Annotated in this window: 19 protein-coding genes and 1 tRNA gene; 7 read left to right on the forward strand and 13 right to left on the reverse strand. The window is 66.0% G+C overall.

Features of this window, described 5'->3' with window-relative positions; all coding sequences use genetic code 11:
- The first annotated feature begins 134 nt into the window (after positions 1-134).
- Positions 135-4,076, forward strand: a complete 3,942-nt coding sequence (gene hrpA, locus IB278_RS14670) for an ATP-dependent RNA helicase HrpA (RefSeq protein ID WP_410000819.1) — start codon at positions 135-137, stop codon at positions 4,074-4,076.
- A gap of 77 nt (positions 4,077-4,153) precedes the next feature.
- Here the strand turns inward: hrpA and IB278_RS14675 are convergent, their stop codons facing one another.
- The 6 genes from IB278_RS14675 to lptF all read right to left on the reverse strand — a co-directional run bounded on the left by IB278_RS14675 (position 4,154) and on the right by lptF (position 9,291).
- Entirely contained in the window at positions 4,154-4,312 is a 159-nt protein-coding gene (locus tag IB278_RS14675) for a DUF3309 family protein (RefSeq protein WP_124959571.1), read from the reverse strand.
- Positions 4,313-4,446: 134 nt separating this feature from the next.
- Positions 4,447-5,622 carry a pyridoxal phosphate-dependent aminotransferase gene (locus IB278_RS14680; RefSeq protein ID WP_145746667.1) on the reverse strand — a complete coding sequence of 392 codons (1,176 nt, stop codon included), beginning with the start codon at positions 5,620-5,622 and terminating at the stop codon, positions 4,447-4,449.
- 38 nt (positions 5,623-5,660) lie between these two features.
- Positions 5,661-6,602: a CysB family HTH-type transcriptional regulator gene (locus IB278_RS14685; protein ID WP_145746668.1), complete on the reverse strand. Its 942-nt coding sequence runs from the start codon at positions 6,600-6,602 to the stop codon at positions 5,661-5,663.
- Between the two features lie 63 nt (positions 6,603-6,665).
- On the reverse strand, positions 6,666-7,040 hold the full coding sequence (locus tag IB278_RS14690; protein WP_192323766.1) for a sirohydrochlorin chelatase: 375 nt from the start codon (positions 7,038-7,040) through the stop codon (positions 6,666-6,668).
- A gap of 5 nt (positions 7,041-7,045) precedes the next feature.
- Positions 7,046-8,155: an LPS export ABC transporter permease LptG gene (gene lptG / locus IB278_RS14695; protein WP_145746670.1), complete on the reverse strand. Its 1,110-nt coding sequence runs from the start codon at positions 8,153-8,155 to the stop codon at positions 7,046-7,048.
- Positions 8,152-9,291, reverse strand: coding sequence for an LPS export ABC transporter permease LptF (gene lptF / locus IB278_RS14700; protein WP_145746671.1), 1,140 nt, complete (start codon positions 9,289-9,291; stop codon positions 8,152-8,154). Before lptF ends, lptG begins: the two co-directional genes overlap by 4 nt.
- A 21-nt stretch (positions 9,292-9,312) precedes the next feature.
- Between lptF and IB278_RS14705 the strand changes: the two genes are divergently transcribed.
- From IB278_RS14705 to IB278_RS14720, 4 genes are all read left to right on the forward strand, one after another.
- Positions 9,313-10,824, forward strand: a complete 1,512-nt coding sequence (locus IB278_RS14705) for a leucyl aminopeptidase (protein WP_192323768.1) — start codon at positions 9,313-9,315, stop codon at positions 10,822-10,824.
- Entirely contained in the window at positions 10,821-11,264 is a 444-nt protein-coding gene (locus IB278_RS14710) for a DNA polymerase III subunit chi (protein ID WP_145746673.1), read from the forward strand. Before IB278_RS14705 ends, IB278_RS14710 begins: the two co-directional genes overlap by 4 nt.
- Positions 11,264-11,674: a hypothetical protein gene (locus IB278_RS14715; protein ID WP_145746674.1), complete on the forward strand. Its 411-nt coding sequence runs from the start codon at positions 11,264-11,266 to the stop codon at positions 11,672-11,674. The genes IB278_RS14710 and IB278_RS14715 overlap by 1 nt, the downstream gene beginning before the upstream one ends.
- Before the next feature lie 134 nt (positions 11,675-11,808).
- Positions 11,809-13,014, forward strand: a complete 1,206-nt coding sequence (locus IB278_RS14720) for a branched-chain amino acid ABC transporter substrate-binding protein (RefSeq protein ID WP_145746675.1) — start codon at positions 11,809-11,811, stop codon at positions 13,012-13,014.
- 61 nt (positions 13,015-13,075) lie between these two features.
- Here the strand turns inward: IB278_RS14720 and IB278_RS14725 are convergent, their stop codons facing one another.
- From IB278_RS14725 to IB278_RS14745, 5 genes are all read right to left on the reverse strand, one after another.
- Positions 13,076-13,468, reverse strand: a complete 393-nt coding sequence (locus IB278_RS14725; RefSeq protein ID WP_145746676.1) for a response regulator — start codon at positions 13,466-13,468, stop codon at positions 13,076-13,078.
- Between the two features lie 99 nt (positions 13,469-13,567).
- Complete coding sequence (locus tag IB278_RS14730; RefSeq protein ID WP_145746677.1) at positions 13,568-13,924, reverse strand: hypothetical protein; 357 nt, start codon at positions 13,922-13,924, stop codon at positions 13,568-13,570.
- A gap of 160 nt (positions 13,925-14,084) precedes the next feature.
- Positions 14,085-14,175: transfer RNA gene (locus IB278_RS14735), tRNA-Ser, on the reverse strand.
- 24 nt (positions 14,176-14,199) lie between these two features.
- Positions 14,200-15,129, reverse strand: a complete 930-nt coding sequence (locus IB278_RS14740; protein ID WP_145746678.1) for an SPFH domain-containing protein — start codon at positions 15,127-15,129, stop codon at positions 14,200-14,202.
- A 38-nt stretch (positions 15,130-15,167) separates the two neighbouring features.
- Positions 15,168-15,593, reverse strand: coding sequence for an NfeD family protein (locus IB278_RS14745; RefSeq protein ID WP_145746679.1), 426 nt, complete (start codon positions 15,591-15,593; stop codon positions 15,168-15,170).
- A 121-nt stretch (positions 15,594-15,714) separates the two neighbouring features.
- On the opposite strand from IB278_RS14745, the gene IB278_RS14750 reads away from it, so the two are divergent.
- Positions 15,715-18,018 carry an arginine/lysine/ornithine decarboxylase gene (locus IB278_RS14750; protein WP_145746680.1) on the forward strand — a complete coding sequence of 768 codons (2,304 nt, stop codon included), beginning with the start codon at positions 15,715-15,717 and terminating at the stop codon, positions 18,016-18,018.
- A gap of 34 nt (positions 18,019-18,052) precedes the next feature.
- Here IB278_RS14750 and IB278_RS14755 read toward each other — a convergent pair whose 3' ends face one another.
- Positions 18,053-18,904, reverse strand: coding sequence for a DNA ligase (locus IB278_RS14755; RefSeq protein ID WP_192323770.1), 852 nt, complete (start codon positions 18,902-18,904; stop codon positions 18,053-18,055).
- 18 nt (positions 18,905-18,922) lie between these two features.
- Positions 18,923-19,705: an enoyl-ACP reductase FabI gene (gene fabI / locus IB278_RS14760; RefSeq protein WP_145746682.1), complete on the reverse strand. Its 783-nt coding sequence runs from the start codon at positions 19,703-19,705 to the stop codon at positions 18,923-18,925.
- Between the two features lie 37 nt (positions 19,706-19,742).
- Here fabI and IB278_RS14765 point away from each other — a divergent pair, with 37 nt between their 5' ends.
- Positions 19,743-21,539 carry an extracellular solute-binding protein gene (locus tag IB278_RS14765; RefSeq protein WP_145746683.1) on the forward strand — a complete coding sequence of 599 codons (1,797 nt, stop codon included), beginning with the start codon at positions 19,743-19,745 and terminating at the stop codon, positions 21,537-21,539.
- Positions 21,540-21,543 lie beyond the last annotated feature (4 nt).

A 21,543-nucleotide genomic window follows, 5' to 3' on the forward strand; every position in this document is an offset into this window, starting at 1 on the left:
CGACCCCGCCATGCACCGGGGCATGGCTTGCGCGGCGGTTGCGCAAAGTGAGGGGGGCGAGGAAGGAGGTCATGGGCGCAATCCTAGCGGGCGGGGCCGTCGGAGTAAAGACTATTTACTATGCGGGTGGCGCAATGGCCGCGCATTGTGGGAGGCGTGCAACAGCGGCGGCGCGCGCCGATAATGTGCGGTTTGCCTGCAGTGCCTTCCCGAACAGCCTTCCCTTGACGACCACGACACCTTCCGCCCCCTTGCGCATCGACTTTCCCGAATCGCTTCCCGTCTCCGGCCGGCGCGATGAAATCATGGCCGCCATTGCGGCGCACCAGGTGGTGATCGTCTGCGGCGAAACGGGCTCGGGCAAGACCACCCAATTGCCGAAGATCGCGCTGGCGCTCGGCCGCGGCAAGCTCAATGCGCCGCCGGGCCAGGGCCGGCTCATCGGCCATACGCAGCCGCGGCGCATTGCCGCCAGCTCGGTGGCCAAGCGCATTGCCGAAGAACTGAAGACGCCGCTGGGCGACGTGGTCGGCTTCAAGGTGCGCTTCCAGGACCGGCTGAGCCGCGACGCCTCGGTCAAGCTCATGACCGACGGCATTTTGCTGGCCGAGACGCAAACCGATCCGCTGCTCAAGGCCTACGACACGCTGATCATCGACGAGGCCCACGAGCGCTCGCTCAACATCGACTTCCTGCTCGGTTACCTGCGCGAGATTCTCCCGCGCCGGCCCGACCTGAAGGTGATCGTGACCTCGGCCACCATCGACGCCGAGCGCTTCGCGCAGCACTTTGCCTCGGCGAAAGGGCCAGCGCCGACCATCATGGTGTCGGGCCGCACCTTCCCGGTCGAGCAGCGCTACCGTCCCTTCGAGGAGTCGCGCGAGCACGATTTGAACGACGCCATTGCCGATGGCGTCGACGAGCTCTGGCGCGATCCGCACAATGCCGGCGACATCCTGGTCTTTCTGCCCGGCGAGCGCGAGATCCGCGAGGCGGCCGACCACCTGCGCCGCCATCTGAGCCACCAGCCGCTGTTTCGCAATGCCGAGGTGCTGCCGCTGTTCGCGCGGCTGTCGGGCCCCGAGCAGGACCGCATCTTCGACAGCCACACCGGCCGGCGCATCGTGCTGGCCACCAACGTGGCGGAAACCTCGCTCACGGTGCCGGGCATCCGCTACGTGATCGACACCGGCACGGCACGCGTGAAGCGCTACAGCTTCCGCAGCAAGGTAGAGCAACTGCTGGTCGAGCCGATCAGCCAGGCCGCGGCCAACCAGCGCGCAGGCCGCTGCGGCCGCGTGGCGAACGGCATTTGCATCCGCCTGTACGACGAGAAGGACTTTGCGGGCCGCCCGCGCTTCACCGATCCGGAAATCCTGCGCTCCTCGCTCGCGGGCGTGATCCTGCGCATGAAGTCGCTGCGCCTGGGCGACGTGGCGCGCTTTCCGTTTCTCGAGGCGCCGTCGCCGCGTGCGATCGCCGACGGCTACCAGCTGCTGAACGAACTCGGTGCGGTCGACGACGCCAACGAGCTCACCGCCACGGGCACCGAACTGGCCAGGCTGCCGCTCGATCCGCGCGTGGGCCGGATGATTCTTGAAGCCCGCACACGCGGTGCGCTCGAAGAGGTGCTGATCATTGCCTCGGCGCTCAGCGTGCAGGACGTGCGCGACCGCCCGATGGACGCGCAGCAGCAGGCCGACCAGGCGCACTCCAAATTCGACGACGAGAAGAGCGAGTTCAGCGGCTACCTGCGGCTGTGGAAATGGATCGCCGATGCACGCGGCGGCCATGGAGACACTCACAAGCTCAGCAACCGCCAGTACGAGCAGCTGTTGCGCCAGAACTTCATCAACATCCGCCGCGTGCGCGAATGGCGCGACATCCATTCGCAGCTGCTCACGGTCGTGACCGAGCACAAGTGGCGCATCAATGCCGAGCCGGCCGGCTACGAGCCATTGCACCTGTCGATGCTCGCGGGCCTGCTCGGCAACGTCGGCTGGAAGCTGGAAGACGACGAGGCGTACCTGGGTGCGCGCGGCATCAAGTTCTACAAGCATCCGGGCGCGCACCTGAAGAAGAAGCCGGGCCGCTGGATCGTCGCGGCCGAACTGGTCGAGACCACGCGGCTCTTCGGCCGCGGCATCGCCAACATCGAGCCGCAGTGGCTCGAACAGGTGGCCGGCCATCTGCTGAAGAAGCAGCTGCTCGACCCGCACTGGGAGAAGAAGGGCGCGCAGGTTTCGGCGCTGGAGCGCGCAACGCTTTACGGCCTCGTGGTGTACAGCGGCCGCCGCGTCGATTTCACCAAGGTGGACCCGGTGGCGGCGCGCGAGATCTTCATCCGCGAAGCGCTGGTCGGCGGGCAGTGGGAAAGCAAGTTCCCGTTCCTCGCAGCGAATCGCAAGCTGGTGCGCGAGGTCGAAGGGCTGGAGCACAAGGCGCGCCGGCAGGACGTGCTGGTGGACGACGAACTGATCTTCGCCTTCTACGACGCGCAGTTGCCCGCCGACGTGGCAAGCGGCATCACGTTCGAGAACTGGTACCGCCATGCGTCGAGGGAGCAGCCGCGCCTGCTCTTCCTGACGCGCGAGGAGCTGATGCGCCACCAGGCGGCGGGCATCACCACGCAGTCCTTTCCGCCCACGCTGCGGCTGGGCGGCGTCGACTGCGCGGCCAGCTACCTGCACGAGCCGGGCGACGCGAAGGACGGCCTCACGGTCAGCGTGCCGCTCTTCGTTCTCAACCAGGTGAGCGAAGAACGCTGCGAATGGCTGGTGACGGGCATGCTCAAGGACAAGATCCAGGCACTGCTCAAGAGCCTGCCGCAGCGGCCGCGCTCGCGGCTGGTGCCGCTGCCCGAGTCTGCGGCAAAGCTCACGGAAGAGCTTTCGGCGCCCGAGGTGTTCGGCCATGGCTCGCTGACCGACGTGCTGCTCAAACGCGTGCGCGACGCAACGAGCATCGACGTCAAGCGTGCCGACTTCAAGCTCGACATGCTGCCGCCGCATCTGTTCATGAACCTGCGCATCGTGGACGAACACGGGCGCCAGCTGGGCATGGGGCGCAACCTGGGAGCGCTCAAGGCGGAGCTGGGGGCGCAGGCGCGCGGTGCTTTCCAGGCGCTGGCGGGCCTCAACGTCAAGGCATCGGCGGACCGCAAGCCCGCAGAAGCCGAAGGGCGCACGCCGGCAAAGGGTAATGCCGCCGCGCCGAGCCTGCCCGCAGGCCAGCGCTACACGAGCTGGAGCTTCGGCGAACTGCCCGAGCTGATGGAAGTGCGCCGCGGATCGCAGTCGCTGATCGGATTTCCGGCGCTGCGCGACGAAGGCGATGCCGTCACCATCGAGGTGTTCGACGAGCCGGCCGTAGCCGCCGCGAAGCACCGCGCCGGGCTGCGCCGGCTGTTCGCACTGCAGCTGAAGGATGCGCTCAAATACCTCGAGAAGAACATCCCCGACCTGCAGAAGATGGCCGTGGCCTACATGCCGCTGGGTACCTCGGAGGAACTGCGCACGCAGATCATCGACGTGGCGATCGACCGGGCCTTTCTGCAGGAGCCGCTGCCGACCGACGAGTTCGCCTTCAAGCGCCGCTTCGAGGAGGGCCGCGGCCGGCTCACGCTGATCGCCAACGAGGTGGCGCGGCTGGCTTCGGCCATCCTGGCCGAGTACGCGGCCGCCGCGCGCAAGATCAAGGACACGAAGATCCAGCCCGAGTCCGTGCAGGACGCCGCGCAGCAGCTGCAGCGCCTGGTCGGCAAGCGCTTCATTGCCGACGCGCCCTGGACGCAGCTGCAGCATTTCGCGCGCTATCTCAAGGCCATCGTGCTGCGGCTCGACAAGCTGCGCAGCGACCCGGCGCGCGACACCGCCAAGCTGGCCGAACTGCGGCCGCAGGAGCAGCGCTATTGGCGGCTGGTGGCCGAGCGCAAGGGCGTCGTGGACGAACGCATGCTTGAATTCCGCTGGCTGCTCGAGGAGCTTCGCGTGAGCTTCTTCGCGCAGGAGCTGCGCACGCCGCAGCCGGTCAGCGTCAAGCGGCTGGACAAGGCCTGGGCCCAGCTGCAGGCCTGATCGGGATCGGCGGGCGACAAAAAAAAGAAGCCCGCTTCGCGCGGGCTTCCTTCAGGTGCCGGAACTGTCGGGCAGCGTCATATGCGGCCCATCAGCACCAGGATGATGATGATCAGCAGGACCAGGCCCAGCCCGCCGCTGGGCCAGTAGCCCCAGCTCCGGCTGTAGCCCCAGCTCGGCAGCGCACCGATCAGAAGCAATATCAGAACGATCAGCAGAATGAACGAGAGGGACATGCGTTTCTCCAGGGCCTTGTTGTTACGAGATCCATGCTCGATGTCAGGAGACCCGCGGCACGCCGGATAGCCGCTTCTTCGGTGGTCAGGGCTTTCCTACCGGTGTCGTCGGCATTCAAGCCGTGCGAGCCCGTTCAAAGCCGTGCGAGCCGATCCAGCGCCGCAATCAGCGTCTCGTCCTTCTTGGCGAAGCAGAAGCGGACCACGCGCTGGTCGAAACCATTGCCGTAGAACGCCGACAGCGGAATCGCCGCCACGCCGATCTCGCGCGTGAGCCACAGGCAGAACTCGGCTTCGGACAGCTCGCTCACCGCCGAGATGTCGACGCACTGGAAATAGCTGCCCTCGCTGCGCAGCAGCTTGAAGCGGGTCTTCCGGGCCAGGCCGGCGGCGAACAGGTCGCGCTTGCGCTGGTAGAACGCGGGCAGTTCGAGGTACGGCTTTGGCTCGGCCATGTACTGCGCAAGCGCATGCTGCATCGGCGTGTTGACGGTGAACACGTTGAACTGGTGCACCTTGCGGAATTCGGCCATCAGCGGCGCGGGCGCAGCCACGTAGCCGACCTTCCAGCCGGTGACGTGGTAGGTCTTGCCGAAGCTGCTCACGATGAAGCTGCGCGCCGCCAGGCCCGGGAAGCGCGCCACGCTTTCATGCTGTGCACCGTCGTAGACCATGTGCTCGTAGACCTCGTCGGCAATCACGAGCACGTCGGTCGGCGCGAGCAGTTCCTCGAGCTTGCGCATTTCGGCGGCGGTCCAGACCGTGGCGCTCGGGTTGTGCGGCGTGTTGACGATGATCGCCCGCGTGCGCGGCGTGAGTGCCGCGGCGATCTTGTCGAAGTCGGGGCGGAAAGTGCCGGGCACGAGCGGCACGCGCACCACGCGGCCGCCGGCGAGCTCGATGTTGGGCACGTAGCTGTCGTAGCAGGGCTCCAGAACGATCACCTCGTCGCCTGCGCGCACCACCGCAAGGATGGCGGTGATGATGGCCTGTGTTGCACCGGCGGTGACGGTGATCTCGTCGGCGGCGCTGTAGGCGTGGCCATAGAGCGCGGAGATCTTGTCGGCGATGGCTTCGCGCAATGCCGGGATGCCGGGCATAGGCGGGTACTGGTTGTGGCCCGCGGCCATGGCGGCCGTGACGTCTTCGAGCAGTTTCGGGTCGCAGTTGAAATCGGGAAAGCCCTGGCCGAGGTTCACCGCGTTCTTCTCTGCCGCGAGCGCGGACATCACAGTGAAGATGGTGGTGCCCACGGCCGGCAGCTTGGTTGCGATCTCCGGGGTGCGGGGGGAGGAAGGAAGGGCGCTCATGGTGGTGCTCGGAATCGGATTCGGAATCGGGATCTGGATCAAAGTTCGTAGTCTTGCTGGTGGCCGCTCAGGGCCTTGGCAATCAGGTTGCGGTCGAGCCGGTCGGACAGCAGCTCGGCAAACTTGAAGACGAAGTTGCGCAGGTAGGCGCTGCGCTTGAAGGCCACGCGCGCGATGTTCTGGCCGAACACGTGGCCCATCGGGCGCACCACGAGATCGGCGTTCGATTCGTCGCGGACCGCCATCTCGGCCACGATGCCCACGCCGAGGCCCAGGCGCACGTAGGTCTTGATCACGTCGGAGTCGATCGCCTCGAGCGCGATGCGCGGCGTGAGCTTCTTCTGCGCAAAGGCATGGTCGATGCGCGTGCGGCCGGTGAACGACGGGTGGTAGGTGATGATGGGTTCGTGCGCCAGGTCTTCGAGCGAGATGCGCTCCTTGGCCGCAAGCGGATGGTCCTTGGGCAGCACCAGCACGTGCTGCCATTCGTAGCAGGGCAGGGTCACGAGCTCGGTGTAATCCGAGAGCGATTCGGTGGCGATGCCCACCTCGGCGATCTCGTCGATCACCATGCGCGCGACCTGGTCGGGCGAACCCTGGTGCAGGCTCACGTTGACCTTGGGGTAAGCCTCGCGCAGCCTGGCCACCGGCACCGGGAGCACGTAGCGCGCCTGTGTGTGGGTGGTGGCGATCGAGAGGGTGCCGCTGTCCTGCGCACTGAACTGCTCGCCGATGCGCTTGAGGTTGCCGACTTCGCGCATGATCAATTCGATGCTCGCGATGACGTGCTGGCCCGGCTCGGTGACCCGCTTCAGGCGCTTGCCATGGCGCGCGAAGATCTCGACGCCAAGCTCTTCCTCGAGTTCGATGATCGCCTTGGACACGCCCGGCTGCGAGGTGTGCAGCGCCTTCGCCGCCTCCGTCAGGTTCAGGTTGCGCCGCACGGCTTCCTGAACAAACTTGAACTGGTGCAGATTCATATCAAATTCCGTCTTATTGCGGAATTCATTATGCCTTCGGAGTCTATGGAAATGGCTGCAAGTTCAAGATTTGCTTGCAATTCTGGCCAGCAAATCGACCAGTTCGGGCTCTTCGCCAACGATGCCGGCCAGTTGGAAGTCGACGTGCGGCCAGGCCTGGCGCAGCGCATCCACCTGCAGCGGCAGGTCTTCGCGGGCATGCTTGCCCATGCCGAGGAAGAGCGGAACCACCCGAAGCGCCTTGGCGCCACTGGCAATCAGGGCCGCGGCGGCCGTGCGCAGGTCGGGCGCCGCAAGCTCCATGTAGGCGCAGACCACGCGGGCCTGCGGATCGAGCGCCGTGACGCGCGCTGCCACCGCCTCGATGGGTTCGCGCCAGCGCTCGTCGCGCGAACCATGCGCCAGCAGCACGATGCCTCTTGCGTTCCCCGTTGCCATCTTCGCTACCTTCGGAGCACCAGCCAGCTGAAGGCGGCAAGCGACATCACCGAATAGATGAGTCCGGGCGCCGCCGCCGTCAGCCATGGCGACCAGTTGCTCAGGTTGCCGAGGTAGCCGAACACGTTGTTCAGCAGGAAGAAGCTGATGCCGATCATCACGCCGCCGAACACGTAGGTGGTGATGCCGGCCTGGCGGAAGTGCAGGTAGGCGAAGGGCAGGGCGAGCACCACCATCACCAGGCATGAGAGCGGGTAGAAGACCTTGCGCCAGAACTGGATCTCGTAGCGCTGCGCGGTCTGGCCGTTGGCCTCCAGGTGCCGGATGTAGTCGAACAGGTCGATGGTGCCCATGCGGTCGGGCCGCAGCAGCGCCACCGACACCATTTCGCTGGTCAGCGTGGTCGGCCAGTCGAGCTGCGGCACCTTGGTGGTCACGATGCGGGCCTTTTCCGCGGAGGCGCGCGTCTCGTAGTCCTGCAGTTCGACGTCCGACAGTTGCCAGTGGTCGTCGAAGATGTGCGCCGATGACGCGACGAGCTGCTTGCGCACATAGCCGTTGGCATCGAACTCGAAGATGCGCGCATTCTTGAGCGAGCCGTCGCGGGCGATGGACAGCACGTTGACCGCATAGGACACGTTCTCGCGCTTTTCCTTGAGCCAGGCGCCCGTGTTGCCGACCAGCGAGTAGGAGCCCTGGTAGCGGGACTTGAGCAGCTGGCCGGTGCGCTCGGACGCCGGTGCGATGTAGTCGCCGATGGCAAAGGTCAGAAAGACGAAGCCCACGCCCAGCAGCAGCAGGGTGCGCAGGGCGCGCCAGGGCCCCAGGCCGCTGGTGCGAAGGATGGTGTATTCCGAGCTTTGCGCAAGGCGCGCCATCACGAAGATGCAGCCGATCAGCACCGTGATCGGGAGCAGTTCGTAGAGGTGGCTCGGAATCAGCAGGGTCACGTAGATCAGTGCCTGCGCGGGGCCGTAGGCAAGGCTTTCGGGTCGGCCGATCGACTGCAGCTCGTCGACGAAGTCGAAGAAGAAAAACAGGCTCAGGAAGCCGAGGGTCACGAAAGCCACGGCCTTCAGTGCCTCGACATAGATCAGGCGTCGGATTGTTTTCACGAGGTCGGGTCGATTTTCGAGGGTGGCGAAGGCGGCAGGCCACCGGCCATGACGTGCTCGGTCCTGCGCCTGCGGCCCCAGTTGTTGTTGCGCAGGAGCAGCCATGCAACGCCGATCAGCAGGACGCCGCCGTGCAGCAGCAGCATGAACGAGCCCATGCCGAAGCGCCCGGAACTGATCCAGCTCTGGCCCAGGTTGAGCATGTTGTAGTAGACGACGAAGGCGAACAGCGCGAACAGCAGGTTGCCGCTTCGCCCCACGCGCGGGTTGACGCTCGACACCGTCAGCGCCAGCAGCACGAAATTGATGGCCGCCAGCAGCATGCCGATGCGCCAGGCCAGTTCGCCGCGGCTGGCGTCGCCGGGCTCGCGCAGCAGCTGAAGCGTGGGCTTGGCGCGCGCGGGCGTGTTGTCCGCGGAGAAGTCGGAGGTGCTGCCGGCCCGGGTGCCGTAGGTCTCGAATTCGCTGATCTTGAGCCCCGCGGTGGGCAGCAGAGGCCGCTCGAGCCGCTGCCCGTTGCTCAGCATCAGGAAGCGGTTGTTGCCGACGTTCTCGATGCGTCCGCTGCGCGCCGAGGTCGTGATCTGCAGGCCGCGCTCGACCGCCCAGATGAACACGTTGGTGGCCGTGGCGCCATCCGGCGTGTCCTTGTCGATGAAGAAGACCCGCATGCGCCCGGACGATTCGCGGAATTCGCCCGGCGTGACCCGCTCGATGTCGCTGCGCCCTTCATATTGCGCCCGCATGCCGATGGTCTGCGAATTGGCCCAGGGCCAGCCCAGCAATGCCATCACCGCGATCAGCACCAGAACCGGCCAGGCAAAACGGAACAGCGGCTCGACGAAATCGGCCAGGCCCCGTCCGCTGGAAAACCAGATCACCATCTCGCTGTCGCGGTACATGCGCGACAAGGTGCCGACAATGGCGATGAACAGGCTCAGGCTCAGGATGGTCGGCATGTAGCCGAGCACTGTGTACGTCATCACCAGGAACACTTCGGACGGGTTCACGCTGCCCTTGGAGGCGAGCCCGAGCGTGCGGATGAGCATCATGGTCATCACGATGGTGACCAGGACCACGAGGGTCGCTCCGAAGCTGCGCGACAGCTCCTTGCGTAGGGAAGAATGGAATAACATCGTTCGAGGAAAAAAAGGATTATGGACTTTCAGCTCAAGACCCTCACCGTCGCCCGCGCCGCGGCCGAAAAAACCGACGTGCTGATCGTGCTCGTCGGCAGCGCCCCCCTCACGGCCAAGGACCCCCTGTCCGCGCTGATTGCCAGCGCCCGCAAGGCCGGCGACCTGCCCGACAAGGCCGGCAAGCTGCTCGCGCTCTACCATCCCGACGAAGTGGTGGCCTCGCGCGTGGTGCTGGCCGCCATTGGCGACGGCAAGCCCGCCTCGGTGCGCAGCGGCGTCATCGCGGCGGTCAATGCAGCCAAGGCCTACGGGCCCAAGCGGTTGGTCCTGGTGTTCGCGCAAGATGCCGACGGCGCGGCCGTGGCGTGCGCCGTCGCGGCCGCAGCCGACGCCAGCTACGTCTACACCACCACCAAGTCGAAAGCCTCCAACGGCGAAGGAGGCCGCAGCATCCGCCACCTGACGCTCGGCGTGGCCGACGCGGCGGCGGTCGACAAGGCCTTCGGCGAAGCCCGTGCCACGGTGTCCGGCGTCGAGCTCGCCAAGGAGTGGGGCAACCGGCCTGGCAATTACTGCACGCCCACCTTGCTGGCCGAGGCGGCCAAGGAACTCGGCAAGCTGCCCCGCGTCAAGTGCGAGGTGCTGGGCCCCAAGGAAGTGCACAAGCTCGGCATGGGCTCGTTCGAGGCCGTGGCGCAGGGCTCGGCCGAGCCGCTGCGCTTCATCGTGCTGCGCTACCAGGGCGGACCCAAGGACCAGGCGCCCGTGGTGCTGGTCGGCAAGGGCATCACCTTCGACACCGGCGGCGTCTCGCTCAAGCCGGCGGCCGAAATGGACGAGATGAAGTTCGACATGTGCGGCGCGGCCAGCGTGCTCGGCACCTTCCGCGCGCTCGGAGAAATCCAGCCGGCCATCAACGTGGTGGGCCTCGTGCCCTCCTGCGAGAACATGAACGACGGCCGCGCGATCAAGCCCGGCGACGTGGTGACCAGCATGAGCGGCCAGACCATCGAAGTGCTCAATACGGACGCCGAGGGTCGGCTCATCCTGTGCGATGCGCTCACCTATGCCAAGCGCTTCGAGCCCGCGGCCGTGATCGACATCGCCACGCTCACCGGCGCCTGCGTGGTGGCGCTGGGCGGCGTGCGCAGCGGCCTGTTCACCACCGACGATTCGCTGGCCGAGGCGCTCCAGTCAGCCGGCGAGCAGTCGCAGGACCGCTGCTGGCGGTTGCCGCTGGACGACGAATATGCCGAGGGCCTGAAGAGCAACTTCGCCGATGTCGCCAACGTGGCCGGCCGTGCCGGCGGCGCGATCACCGCGGCCAAGTTCCTGCAGCGCTTTGCCGGCGACTTCGCCTGGGCCCACCTGGACATCGCGGGCACGGCCTGGAAGAGCGGGGCGGCCAAGGGCTCGACCGGTCGGCCCGTGGGGCTGCTGGTCGCCTATCTGATGGAACGCGCGCGCAGCGGCGCGGCCCCGGCCGCATCGCCCAAGAAGGCGGTGCGCAAGGCCCGGTCCGCGCAGTGACGGAAATCGGCTTTCACTTCAATCTGCCGGACAAGGCGAACTACGCCTGTCGGCTGGTGCGCAAGGCTGTGAGCGTGCGCGGCTTGCGGGTGGTCGTGGTGGGCGAGCCGCAGGTGCTGGAAGCGGTCGATGCGGCGCTCTGGCAGCTCTCGCCCTGCGACTTCATCGCGCATTGCCGCGGCGATGCGCAGCCCCACCTGGTGGCGCGCTCGCCGGTCATTCTTTGCGCCGAGGGCACGGATGCCGCGGGCCTCGCGCACCGCGAGATGCTGGTCAATCTCGGGCCCACGGTGCCCGTCGGCTTCGAGCGCTTCGAGCGCCTGGTCGACATCGTGAGCAACGAGGCCGACGATCGGCAGATCGGCCGCTCGCGCTGGCGCCACTATGCCGACCGGGGCTATTCGATCCAGCCGCACGACTTTGCAAGGAGCGCTTCCTGATGGCCAGCACGCTGCGCACGCCGCCCCGGTTCGTCCCCACGCTGACCACGGTGCTCGACCTGCCGGCCGAGCCCCTGGGCGCCGCCGAGGCGGCCAAGCCCGCCAGCGCGCCGCCGCCACCAGCGGTCGACCCCGCCGAGGCCGTGGCATTGCCTCCGGCCGAGCAGCGCTCCGAGGCCGAAATCGTCCGGCTCGAGGAGCAGCTTCTGCACCGCGTCCTGCAGCGCGTCGACCTGTCCCTGGAAGAGCGCCTGAGCGACACGGTCTCTGCCGCCGTGCAGCAGCAACTCGATGCGATGGTGCCTCGGCTACGCGAGGAAATCGAGGCCGTGCTGCGCGCCTTGGTGATCGAGGCCATGGCCGCCGAGCTCTCTGAAAACACAGGGTCTACGCCAGCTTCCGGCGCATAAAGCTTCAGCTAAACTGCGCGCCAGGTCGATGGGCGGGAGGGTGCCGCTGGTCTGCGGCGCGAAACTTGCGAGGTCTTCGCGCCCGGATCACACGACCGGTTTTTGGTTTATTCATCAATGTTCTGGAGGTTCTCATGCAATTGAAATGGACTGCGGTCGCACTGGCTGCTCTCACGCTTGTGGCTTGCGGCAAGAAAGAAGAAGCTGCTGCTCCCGCCGCTCCGGCGCCCACGGCAGCGGCCCCCGCACCTGCAGCGCCTCCGGCAGACGCATTGATCGTCAAGATCGGCCACGTCGGCCCCACCAGCGGCGCCATTGCCCACCTTGGCAAGGACAACGAGTTCGGCGCCAAGATGGCCATCGAAGACCTCAATGCCAAGGGCCTCAAGATCGGCGACAAGGTTGCCAAGTTCGAACTGCTGGCAGAAGACGACGCCGGCGATCCAAAGCAAGGCACCGCAGTGGCCCAGAAGCTGGTCGACAGCAAGGTCAACGGCATCGTCGGCCACCTGAATTCGGGCACGACCATTCCCGCTTCCAAGCTCTACAGCGACGCTGGCATTCCGCAGGTCTCGCCGTCGGCAACCAACCCCAAGTACACGCGCCAAGGCTTCAAGACCACGTTCCGCGTGGTGGCCGACGACACGCAACTCGGCGGTACGCTGGGCAAGTACGCCGTCGAAACGCTCAAGGGCAAGAACATTGCCGTGATCGACGACCGCACGGCCTACGGCCAGGGCGTTGCCGAAGAGTTCGAGAAGGCGGCCAAGGCTGCCGGCGGGACCATCGTCGGCCACGAATTCACCACCGACAAGTCGACCGACTTCAACGCCATCCTGACCAAGCTCAAGGCTGCCAAGCCCGACGTGCTGTTCTTCGGCGGCATGGACGCCGTGGGCGGCCCGATGCTCAAGCAGGTCAAGCAGCTCGGCCTGAACGTCAAGTTCATGGGCGGCGACGGCCTGTGCACCGGCGAACTGCCGAAGCTGGCTGGCGATGCGATCGGCGAAGAGATGGTGGTTTGCGCCGAAGCCGGCGGTGTGGACGGCGACTTCAAGCAGCCGCTGGAAGACTTCAAGGCCAGGTTCAAGGCCAAGAACGGCGTGGAAGTCCAGATCTACGCACCGTACGTCTACGACGCGGTCAACGTGCTGGCCGAAGCCATGGTCAAGGCCGGTTCTGCCGATCCTGAAAAGTACCTGCCCGAAGTCGGCAAGGTGCAATACAAGGGCGTGACCGGCCCGATCGCCTTCGACGAAAAGGGCGACATCAAGAACGGCGCGCTGACGCTCTTCACCTACAAGGGTGGCGTGCGTACGCAGATCGCCGTGGTTCGCTGATCCAGGCGGGCAAAAAAAAAGGGCCTTCGGGCCCTTTTTTTGTGCCTGCCGGCGGCGCTTTTCAGGCCAGCGTTGCGAACCCCGAGGGCCGGTCGGTGTTGCAGTATTCGATGAAGGCGTCGAGATCGCGCGACTTGTCGAATACTGCATCGGCACCCAGCGCTTCGCAGCGGGCGCGGATGTCGGCGGTGACGTAGTTGCTCAGCACCACGACGCGCTGGCCCGGACCGCGCACCTTGCAGCCCGAGAGCACGCCCAGGCCGGAGCCTTCCTTCAGGAACAGGTCGACGATGAGCAGTTGCCAGTCGTGGGGATGAAGGGCGAGCCAGGCGAGCGCGTCCGTTTCGGTTTCGGCAAAGCCGACGACCTGGCCATTGACCAAATCTTCGAGGGCCGGGACCAGATTGTCCCTGATGGTCTTGTTGTCCTCGACGAGGAACGTGATGAGGGCCATGCCGTGGTTTCGTTCTGAGAACCAATAGCGTAGCGTGCCGGACGCGGCCGCAGCGTAGGAGAAGGGAGACGGACAGCGCGTTCTGGCGCGGCGCTGCGCTCAGTGCTTGTTGTCGGAACGGATCCTTGCCTTGAGCTCTTCGGCCAGTGCCTGGCTTTCATCGCGCTCGGCGGTCACTTCGAGGCGCTTCTCGATTTCCTCGCTCAATGCCGCGTTGACCTCGGCCAGCTTCTCGGCCGACTTGGCGAGCTTCGCTTCCAGCTGCCCGGTCTGCTCGATGGCCTGTGCCACTTCGCCAACCTGCACCTCGTCCGGCAACTCCTGTTCGAGCACCGTGTTCACGACCGCGAGATTGTCCGAGGCGCGCTGCACATCGGCAGCCACTTCTTCGCTCTTCTTGAGCGTCTTGTCGAGCGACGTCTTGCCGCGCGGCGCGGTGGGGGACTGTCCAGCCATCGAGGCTCCTCCTTTTGCAGGCTTGAAAGTAGAACCTTTGGATGGTACCGCCAGACAACCCCGTTGATTCCGTCGTTGTGCCGGCCCAACGCCTCCACACCCCGCGAGCGGCCGGCAAACAAAAAGCCCCGGCAGCTGGGCAGCTACCGGGGCCATAGTTTGGCGGAGCAGGCGGGATTCGAACCCGCGGAGGGCTATTAACCCTCACACGCTTTCCAGGCGTGCGACTTAAACCGCTCATCCACCGCTCCTGAGCCCTCGATTGTAGCAGTCGCTCAGGTAGGATTTTGCGGCTTGCCGGCCTGCACCATGCGCATCGCGGAAGCGATGAGCGCCGCGGTTTCGGTCATGTTGCTCGGCACGATCAGCGTGGTCTTGGAATCGGCCGCGACCTTGCCATAGGCGTCGACGGCGCGCTCGGCCACCTTGAGCTGCACGGCCTGTTCGCCGCCGGGCTGGCGGATGGCGGCCGCCACGCGTTCGATGGCGTCGGCCGTGGCGGTGGCCACGGCCGTGATGGCGGCGGCCTCGCCCTGGGCGTTGTTGATCTGGGCCTGCTTCTCGCCCTCGGAGCGGGCGATGAAGGCCTCGCGCTCGCCGGTGGCGATGTTGATCTGCTCCTGGCGGCGGCCTTCGGAGGCCGCGATGAGCGCGCGCTTGCCGCGCTCGGCGGTGATCTGCGCCTGCATGGCCAGCAGGATTTCCTTGGGCGGCGTCAGGTCCTTGATCTCGTAGCGCAGCACCTTCACGCCCCAATTGAGCGCAGCCTCGTCGATGGCCGCGACCACCTGCGCATTGATGACGTCACGCTCCTCGAAGGTCTTGTCGAGTTCGAGCTTGCCGATCACGCTGCGCAGCGAGGTCTGCGCCAGCTGCGTCACGGCGACGATGTAGTTCGACGAGCCGTAGCTCGCGCGCATCGGGTCGGTCACCTGGAAGTACAGGATGCCGTCGACCTGCAGCTGGGTGTTGTCGCGCGTGATGCAGATCTGGCTCGGCACGTCGAGCGGGATTTCCTTCAGGCTGTGCTTGTAGGCGACGCGGTCGATGAAGGGGATCAGGAAGTTGGGCCCGGGCGTCATGGTGCCGTGGTACTTGCCCAGGCGCTCGCGCACCCAGGCGTTCTGCTGCGGCACGAACTTGACCGACTGGCTGATGAAGATGATCGCAATGACCAGGATGATGATGGGTACCGAAAATTCCATGGTTTTCTCCTCTAGGGTTCTGTTCTGTTCTGTTCGGATCAGGTCTTGTCGACCACGAGGCGGCTGCCGATCACCTCGACCACGCGGTGCTCGCCGGTGGTCGGGGCCTGGCCCGCGCGCGGAATCACGGTCCACTGGGCGCCGCGGTAGCGAACGATGGCGGTGCCGTCCGGGTTCCATGCCTCGACGTGGATGATCTCGCCGATGTCGAGATTGACATCGCGGTTCGACGCCGTGGGCGCAGCGGCCGGGCGCCGGCGCTGGACCGCATACCAGACCAGGACGGCCCCCACGCCGACCACCGCCGCCACGACCAGTTGGGCGACGGTGCCGGCGCCCAGGTGCGCCGCAATGGCCGCCGCCGCGAAGCCGGTGGCCAGCAGCAACAGGTAGACCGTGCCGGAAAGCAACTCCAGCACGATGGCGGCCCCCGCTATCAGCCACCAGATGGTGGAATTCGCCATGACTTCTCCTCTTTGGTGAATGCACGACATTCTGTGTCAAAACCTGACTCAATCCTTCATCCGAATTCCGTACACTTCGCGCCTCATTGCCTGTGTCCATTGCTTGTCCGGAGCCCCGCTCATGAAATTTCGCTTCCCCATCGTCATCATCGACGAGGACTTCCGCTCCGAAAACACTTCGGGCCTCGGCATCCGCGCGCTCGCGCAGGCCATCGAGACGGAGGGCTTCGAGGTGCTGGGCGTCACGAGCTACGGGGACCTGAGCCAGTTCGCGCAGCAGCAAAGCCGTGCCAGCGCCTTCATCCTGTCGATCGACGACGAGGAATTCACGGTCGGCCCCGACCTCGACCCGGCCGTGCTGAGCCTGCGCAACTTCATCGGCGAGGTGCGGCGCAAGAACGCCGACGTGCCGATCTACATCTACGGCGAAACCAAGACCTCGCGCCACATTCCCAACGACATCCTGCGCGAGCTGCATGGCTTCATCCACATGTTCGAGGACACGCCGGAGTTCGTGGCGCGCCACATCATCCGGGAAGCCAAGAGCTATCTCGAGGGCGTGCAGCCGCCGTTCTTCAAGGCCCTGATCGACTACGCCGAAGACGGTTCGTACTCGTGGCACTGCCCGGGCCATTCGGGCGGGGTGGCGTTCCTCAAGAGCCCGGTGGGCCAGATGTTCCACCAGTTCTTCGGCGAGAACATGCTGCGCGCCGACGTCTGCAACGCGGTGGAGGAGCTCGGCCAACTGCTCGACCACACCGGCCCGGTGGCGGCCAGCGAGCGCAATGCGGCGCGCATCTTCAACGCCGACCATTGCTTCTTCGTGACCAACGGCACCAGCACCAGCAACAAGATGGTCTGGCACCACACGGTGGCACCCGACGACGTGGTGGTGGTCGACCGCAACTGCCACAAGTCGATCCTGCACGCGATCATCATGACCGGCGCGATTCCGGTGTTCATGAAGCCCACGCGCAACCACTTCGGCATCATCGGCCCGATTCCGAAGAGCGAGTTCGAGCAGAGCGCCATCAAGGCCAAGATCAAGGCCAACCCGCTGCTCGCCGACGTGGACCCCGACAAGGTCAAGCCGCGCGTGATGACGCTGACCCAGTCGACCTACGACGGCGTGATCTACAACACCGAGACCATCAAGAACATGCTCGACGGCTACGTCGACACGCTGCACTTCGACGAGGCCTGGCTGCCGCATGCGGCCTTCCACCCGTTCTACGGCGCCTACCACGCGATGGGCAAGCGCCGCGTGCGGCCGAAGGAGTCGCTGGTGTTTGCCACGCAGTCGACCCACAAGCTGCTCGCGGGCATCAGCCAGGCCAGCCACGTGCTGGTGCAGGACTCGCAGAACCGTGCACTCGACCGCGACCTGTTCAACGAGGCCTACCTGATGCACTCGTCGACCAGCCCGCAGTACGCGATCATCGCGAGTTGCGACGTGGCCGCCGCCATGATGGAGCCGCCCGGCGGCACCGCACTGGTGGAAGAGAGCATTCTCGAGGCGCTCGACTTCCGCCGCGCCATGCGCAAGGTGGAGGCCGAATTCGGCAAGGACGAGTGGTGGTTCAAGGTCTGGGGCCCCGAGAAGCTCGTCGACGAAGGCATCGGCCGCGCCGAAGACTGGATCATGACGGGCGAGAAGAACGGCAAGCAGAGCAAGAGCAAGAAGTCGCCGCGCAACTGGCACGGCTTCGGCGAACTGGCCGACGGCTTCAACATGCTCGACCCGATCAAGTCGACCATCGTGACGCCGGGCCTCGACCTGGAAGGCAACTTTGCCGAGACCGGCATTCCGGCCAGCGTGGTCACCAAGTTCCTGGCCGAGCACGGCGTGATCGTGGAGAAGACCGGGCTCTACAGCTTCTTCATCATGTTCACCATCGGCATCACCAAGGGCCGCTGGAACACGCTGCTCACGGCGCTGCAACAGTTCAAGGACGACTACGCGCGCAACCAGCCGATGTGGCGCATCCTGCCGGAGTTCTGCCAGCAGCACCCCGGCTACGAACGCCTGGGCCTGCGCGACCTGTGCCAGCACATCCACCAGCTCTACGCACGCTACGACGTGGCGCGCCTGACGACCGAGATGTACCTGAGCGACCTGACTCCAGCCATGAAGCCGAGCGACGCCTTCGCCCACATTGCGCACCGCAAGACCGAGCGCGTGGAGATCGACGAGCTCGAAGGCCGCATCACCACGAGCCTGATCACGCCGTACCCGCCGGGCATTCCGCTCCTGATCCCGGGCGAGGTGTTCAACAAGAAGATCGTCGACTACCTCCGGTTCTCGCGCGAGTTCAATTCGCAGTGCCCGGGCTTCGAGACCGACATCCACGGCCTGGTGGCGCGCATCGACGAAACCGGCAAGAAGCGCTATTACGCGGACTGCGTGGCCGCGTCGAAGAAGTAGGCGGCAAGGAAGCGGGGAGGACGCGCGCCGCGCTTCAGGAGGGCCGGTCGCTGCGCACCCGCATGAAGCGGGCGAACCTTGGCAGCCCGCCGGCGTTGGTGCCATTGAAGCGGTAGGTCACCCAACTGCCGATGGCGGGCGGGTTCTCGCGCTCGGCGTCGGTCAGGCCGCTGCCGAGCTTGAAGCGCCTGCCCTCGGGGGTTTCAACCAGCAGCGCGCCCAAGCGGCCGCTGTGCCGGCCCTTGCCGGGCATGTGGCCGACCACCCGGGCCTCGGCGTCGTCGTGGGTCTTGACCTTGAGAAGGTCAGTGTTGCGTTCGGCGCGGTAGAGCGATCCGCCCCGGTGCAGCATCAGGCCTTCGCCGCCCATCTTCACGGTCTTGGCGAGCAGGGCCTGCAACTCAGCATGGGTGGTTGCGCGCTCCTGCGGCACAGGCACCACCCACGGCGCATCGGTGATCGGCAGCAGCTTGCGCAAGACAGCCAGCCGAGCCGTGAAATCGCCGCCCTGGGCCGGGAGGTCGAACACCATGAAGCGCATGCTGCGCCAGGCGGTGTCGTTGGGCGTCTGGCTGCGCACGGTGGAAACCGCATGCGCGAACTGGCCCCTGCCTGCCCACAGCTCGCCGTCGAGCGGCTGCCTGGGCAGCGGCGCGATGAACCAGGCGGGCGCCACCACCGGTTCGCCGCCGCGCGTCCACAGCTGCTTGCCGTCCCAGTAGCCGCGCACGCCGTCGAATTTTTCGCTGACCCAGTAGTCGTCCAGCGACATGCCGGGGCGGTAGACCTCGGCCAGCATCAGCGCCGGCGCGGCCTCGCGCGCGGCGGCCACGCGGGCCGCCAGCGCGCCGAGGCCGGCGAGCAGGAGGGAACGTCTGTTCAGCAAGAGGCCGCTGCCAATCGACTACTCGGCCATGCCCGCCACGACGTTGCTGAAGCCGCCGTCCACATAGGTGATCTCGGCGGTGACGCCGCTGGCCAGGTCGCTCAGCAGGAAGGCGGCCACGTTGCCGACTTCCTCGATGGTCACGTTACGCCGGATCGGCGAGGCGTCGGCCACCGCCGACAGCATCTTGCCGAAGCCCTTGATGCCGCTGGCGGCCAGCGTCTTGATCGGGCCGGCGCTGATGCCGTTGACCCGCATGCCCTTGGGGCCGAGCGAAGCTGCGGTGTAGCGCACCGAGGCCTCGAGCGAGGCCTTGGCCAGGCCCATGGTGTTGTAGTTGGGCAGTGCGCGCTCGGCGCCGAGGTATGTCAGCGTCAGCAGCGCCGACTTGTCGTTGAGGTAGGGCAGGGCCGCCTTGGCCATGGCCGGGAAGCTGTAGGCGCTGATGTCATGCGCAATCTTGAAGCCCTCGCGCGAGAGCCCTTCGAGGAAGTCGCCCGCGATGGCCTCGCGCGGCGCAAAGCCGATGCTGTGCACGAACCCGTCGAACTTGGGCCACGCTTGTGCCAGATCGGCAAAGAGCTTGTCGATCTGCGCGTCGTCGCCCACATCGCAGTCAAAAATAAGCTTGGAGCCGAAGTCCGCGGCGAATTCGGTGATACGGTCCTTGAATCGCTCGCCGACGTAGCTGAAAGCAAGCTCGGCGCCTTGTTCGTGACAGGCCTTGGCTATGCCGTAGGCAATGGAGCGATTGCTCAACACGCCGGTGATCAACAGTTTTTTGCCGGAAAGAAAGCCCATGAAGTTGCCTCGTGAAAATCTTGGGCAGAATTCTCGCATGCGGGTTTGGCTGCTTCTTTTTCTGGCGCTCTCGGCGGCTCCTTCATGGGCCGCCCATGCCTACGCGCAATTCGGCGACGTCAAGTATCCGCCGGGGTTCACCCACTTCAGCTACGTGAATCCGGATGCGCCCAAGGGCGGCGAGATCCGGATGGTGCCGCCCACGCGGCCCACCAACTTCGACAAGCTCAACCCGTTCACGCTCAAGGGCACGGCGCCCTCGGGCATCGGCTCGCTGATGTTCGAGAGCCTGATGACGGGCAATTCCGAAGAGCCGACCACGGGCTATGGCCTGCTCGCCGAAGACGTCGAGGTGGCACCCGACCGCCTTTCGGCCACCTTTCGCCTGAACCCGAAGGCGCGCTTCAACGACGGCTCGCCGGTGCTGGCGGCCGACGTGGTGCACTCGTTCAATACCCTGACCGGCCCGCTGGCCGCGCCGCAGTACCGTACCATCTACGCCGAAGTGAAGAAGGCCACGGCCACCAGCGAGCGCACCGTGCGCTTCGACTTCGCCAGCCCGAACCGCGAGTTGCCGCTGGTGATCGGCGGCATGGCGGTCTTCAGCCGCCAGTGGGGCGGCGGCAAGCCCTTCGACCAGATCGTCACCGAGATGCCGATCGGCTCCGGCCCTTACAAGCCCGCCAGCGACCGCCTGGGCCGCGACATCACCTACGTGCGCCGCGCCGACTACTGGGGCGCGGACCTGCCGGTGCGCAAGGGGCTCTACAACTTCGATCGCATCACCTTCCGCGTCTACCTGGACGAAACCGCGCGCTTCGAGGGCCTGAAGGCCGGCGAGTTCGACTTCATGCGCGAATTCACCTCGCGCAACTGGGCGCGCCAGTACAAGGGCAAGCAGTTCGATAGCGGCGAGATCGTCAAGCGCGCCTTCGAGAACCACAACCCCGGCGACTTCCAGGGCTACGTGTTCAACATCCGCAAGGACAAGTTCAAGGATGCGCGCGTGCGGCAGGCCATTGGCCTGGCGATGGACTTCGAGTGGCTCAACCGCCAGCTGTTCTATGGCATCTATACCCGGGTGCAGGGCTACTTTCCCAACAGCGAGTTCCATGCCGAGGGCCTGCCCAAGCCCGACGAGATGGCGCTGATGGAGCCCCTGCGCAGCAAGCTCAAGCCCGAAGTGTTCGGCCCGGCCCCGCAGCCGCCGAGCACGGCGCCGCCCAACAGCCTGCGCGAGAACCTGCGCAAGGCGAGGGCGCTGCTCGCAGAGGCCGGCTGGACCTATCGCGACGGTGCGCTGCGCAACGCGAAGAACGAGGCCTTCACGATCGAGTTCCTCAACGACCAGCCCGGGCTGATCCGCGTCGTGACGCCGCTGCAGACCGCATTGAGGAAGCTGGGCATCGAGATGACGTTCCGCACGGTCGATTTCTCGCTCTCGCAGCAGCGCATGCAGAACTTCGACTTCGAGATGACCTCGCTGCGCCTGCCCGGCAACAGCGCGCCGGGCGGCGAGCTGCTCGAGCTGTTCGGCTCGAAGGCGGCCGACACGCCGGGTTCGTCCAATATCTGGGGCATTGCCGATCCGGCCGTGGACGCGGTGGTCGGCAAGGTGCTGGCGGCCACCACGCGCCCCGAGCTGGCCACGGCCATGCGGGTGCTCGACCGGGTGCTTTCCAACGGCTACTACTCGATCCCGCAGTACTACGGCAACGCGTTCCTGGTCGGCTACCGGCCGGCGCCGTTCGTGCTGCCGCCGACCATCCCGCCGTACTACGATGCCGGCGACTGGGCGCTCACGACGTGGTGGGCTTCGCCCGCCAACAAATGACGCG

Origin of the sequence: Variovorax sp. VRV01 (genome assembly GCF_014852545.1) — a bacterium.
In the GTDB taxonomy this organism is placed as follows: Bacteria; Pseudomonadota; Gammaproteobacteria; order Burkholderiales; family Burkholderiaceae_C; genus Variovorax; species Variovorax beijingensis_A.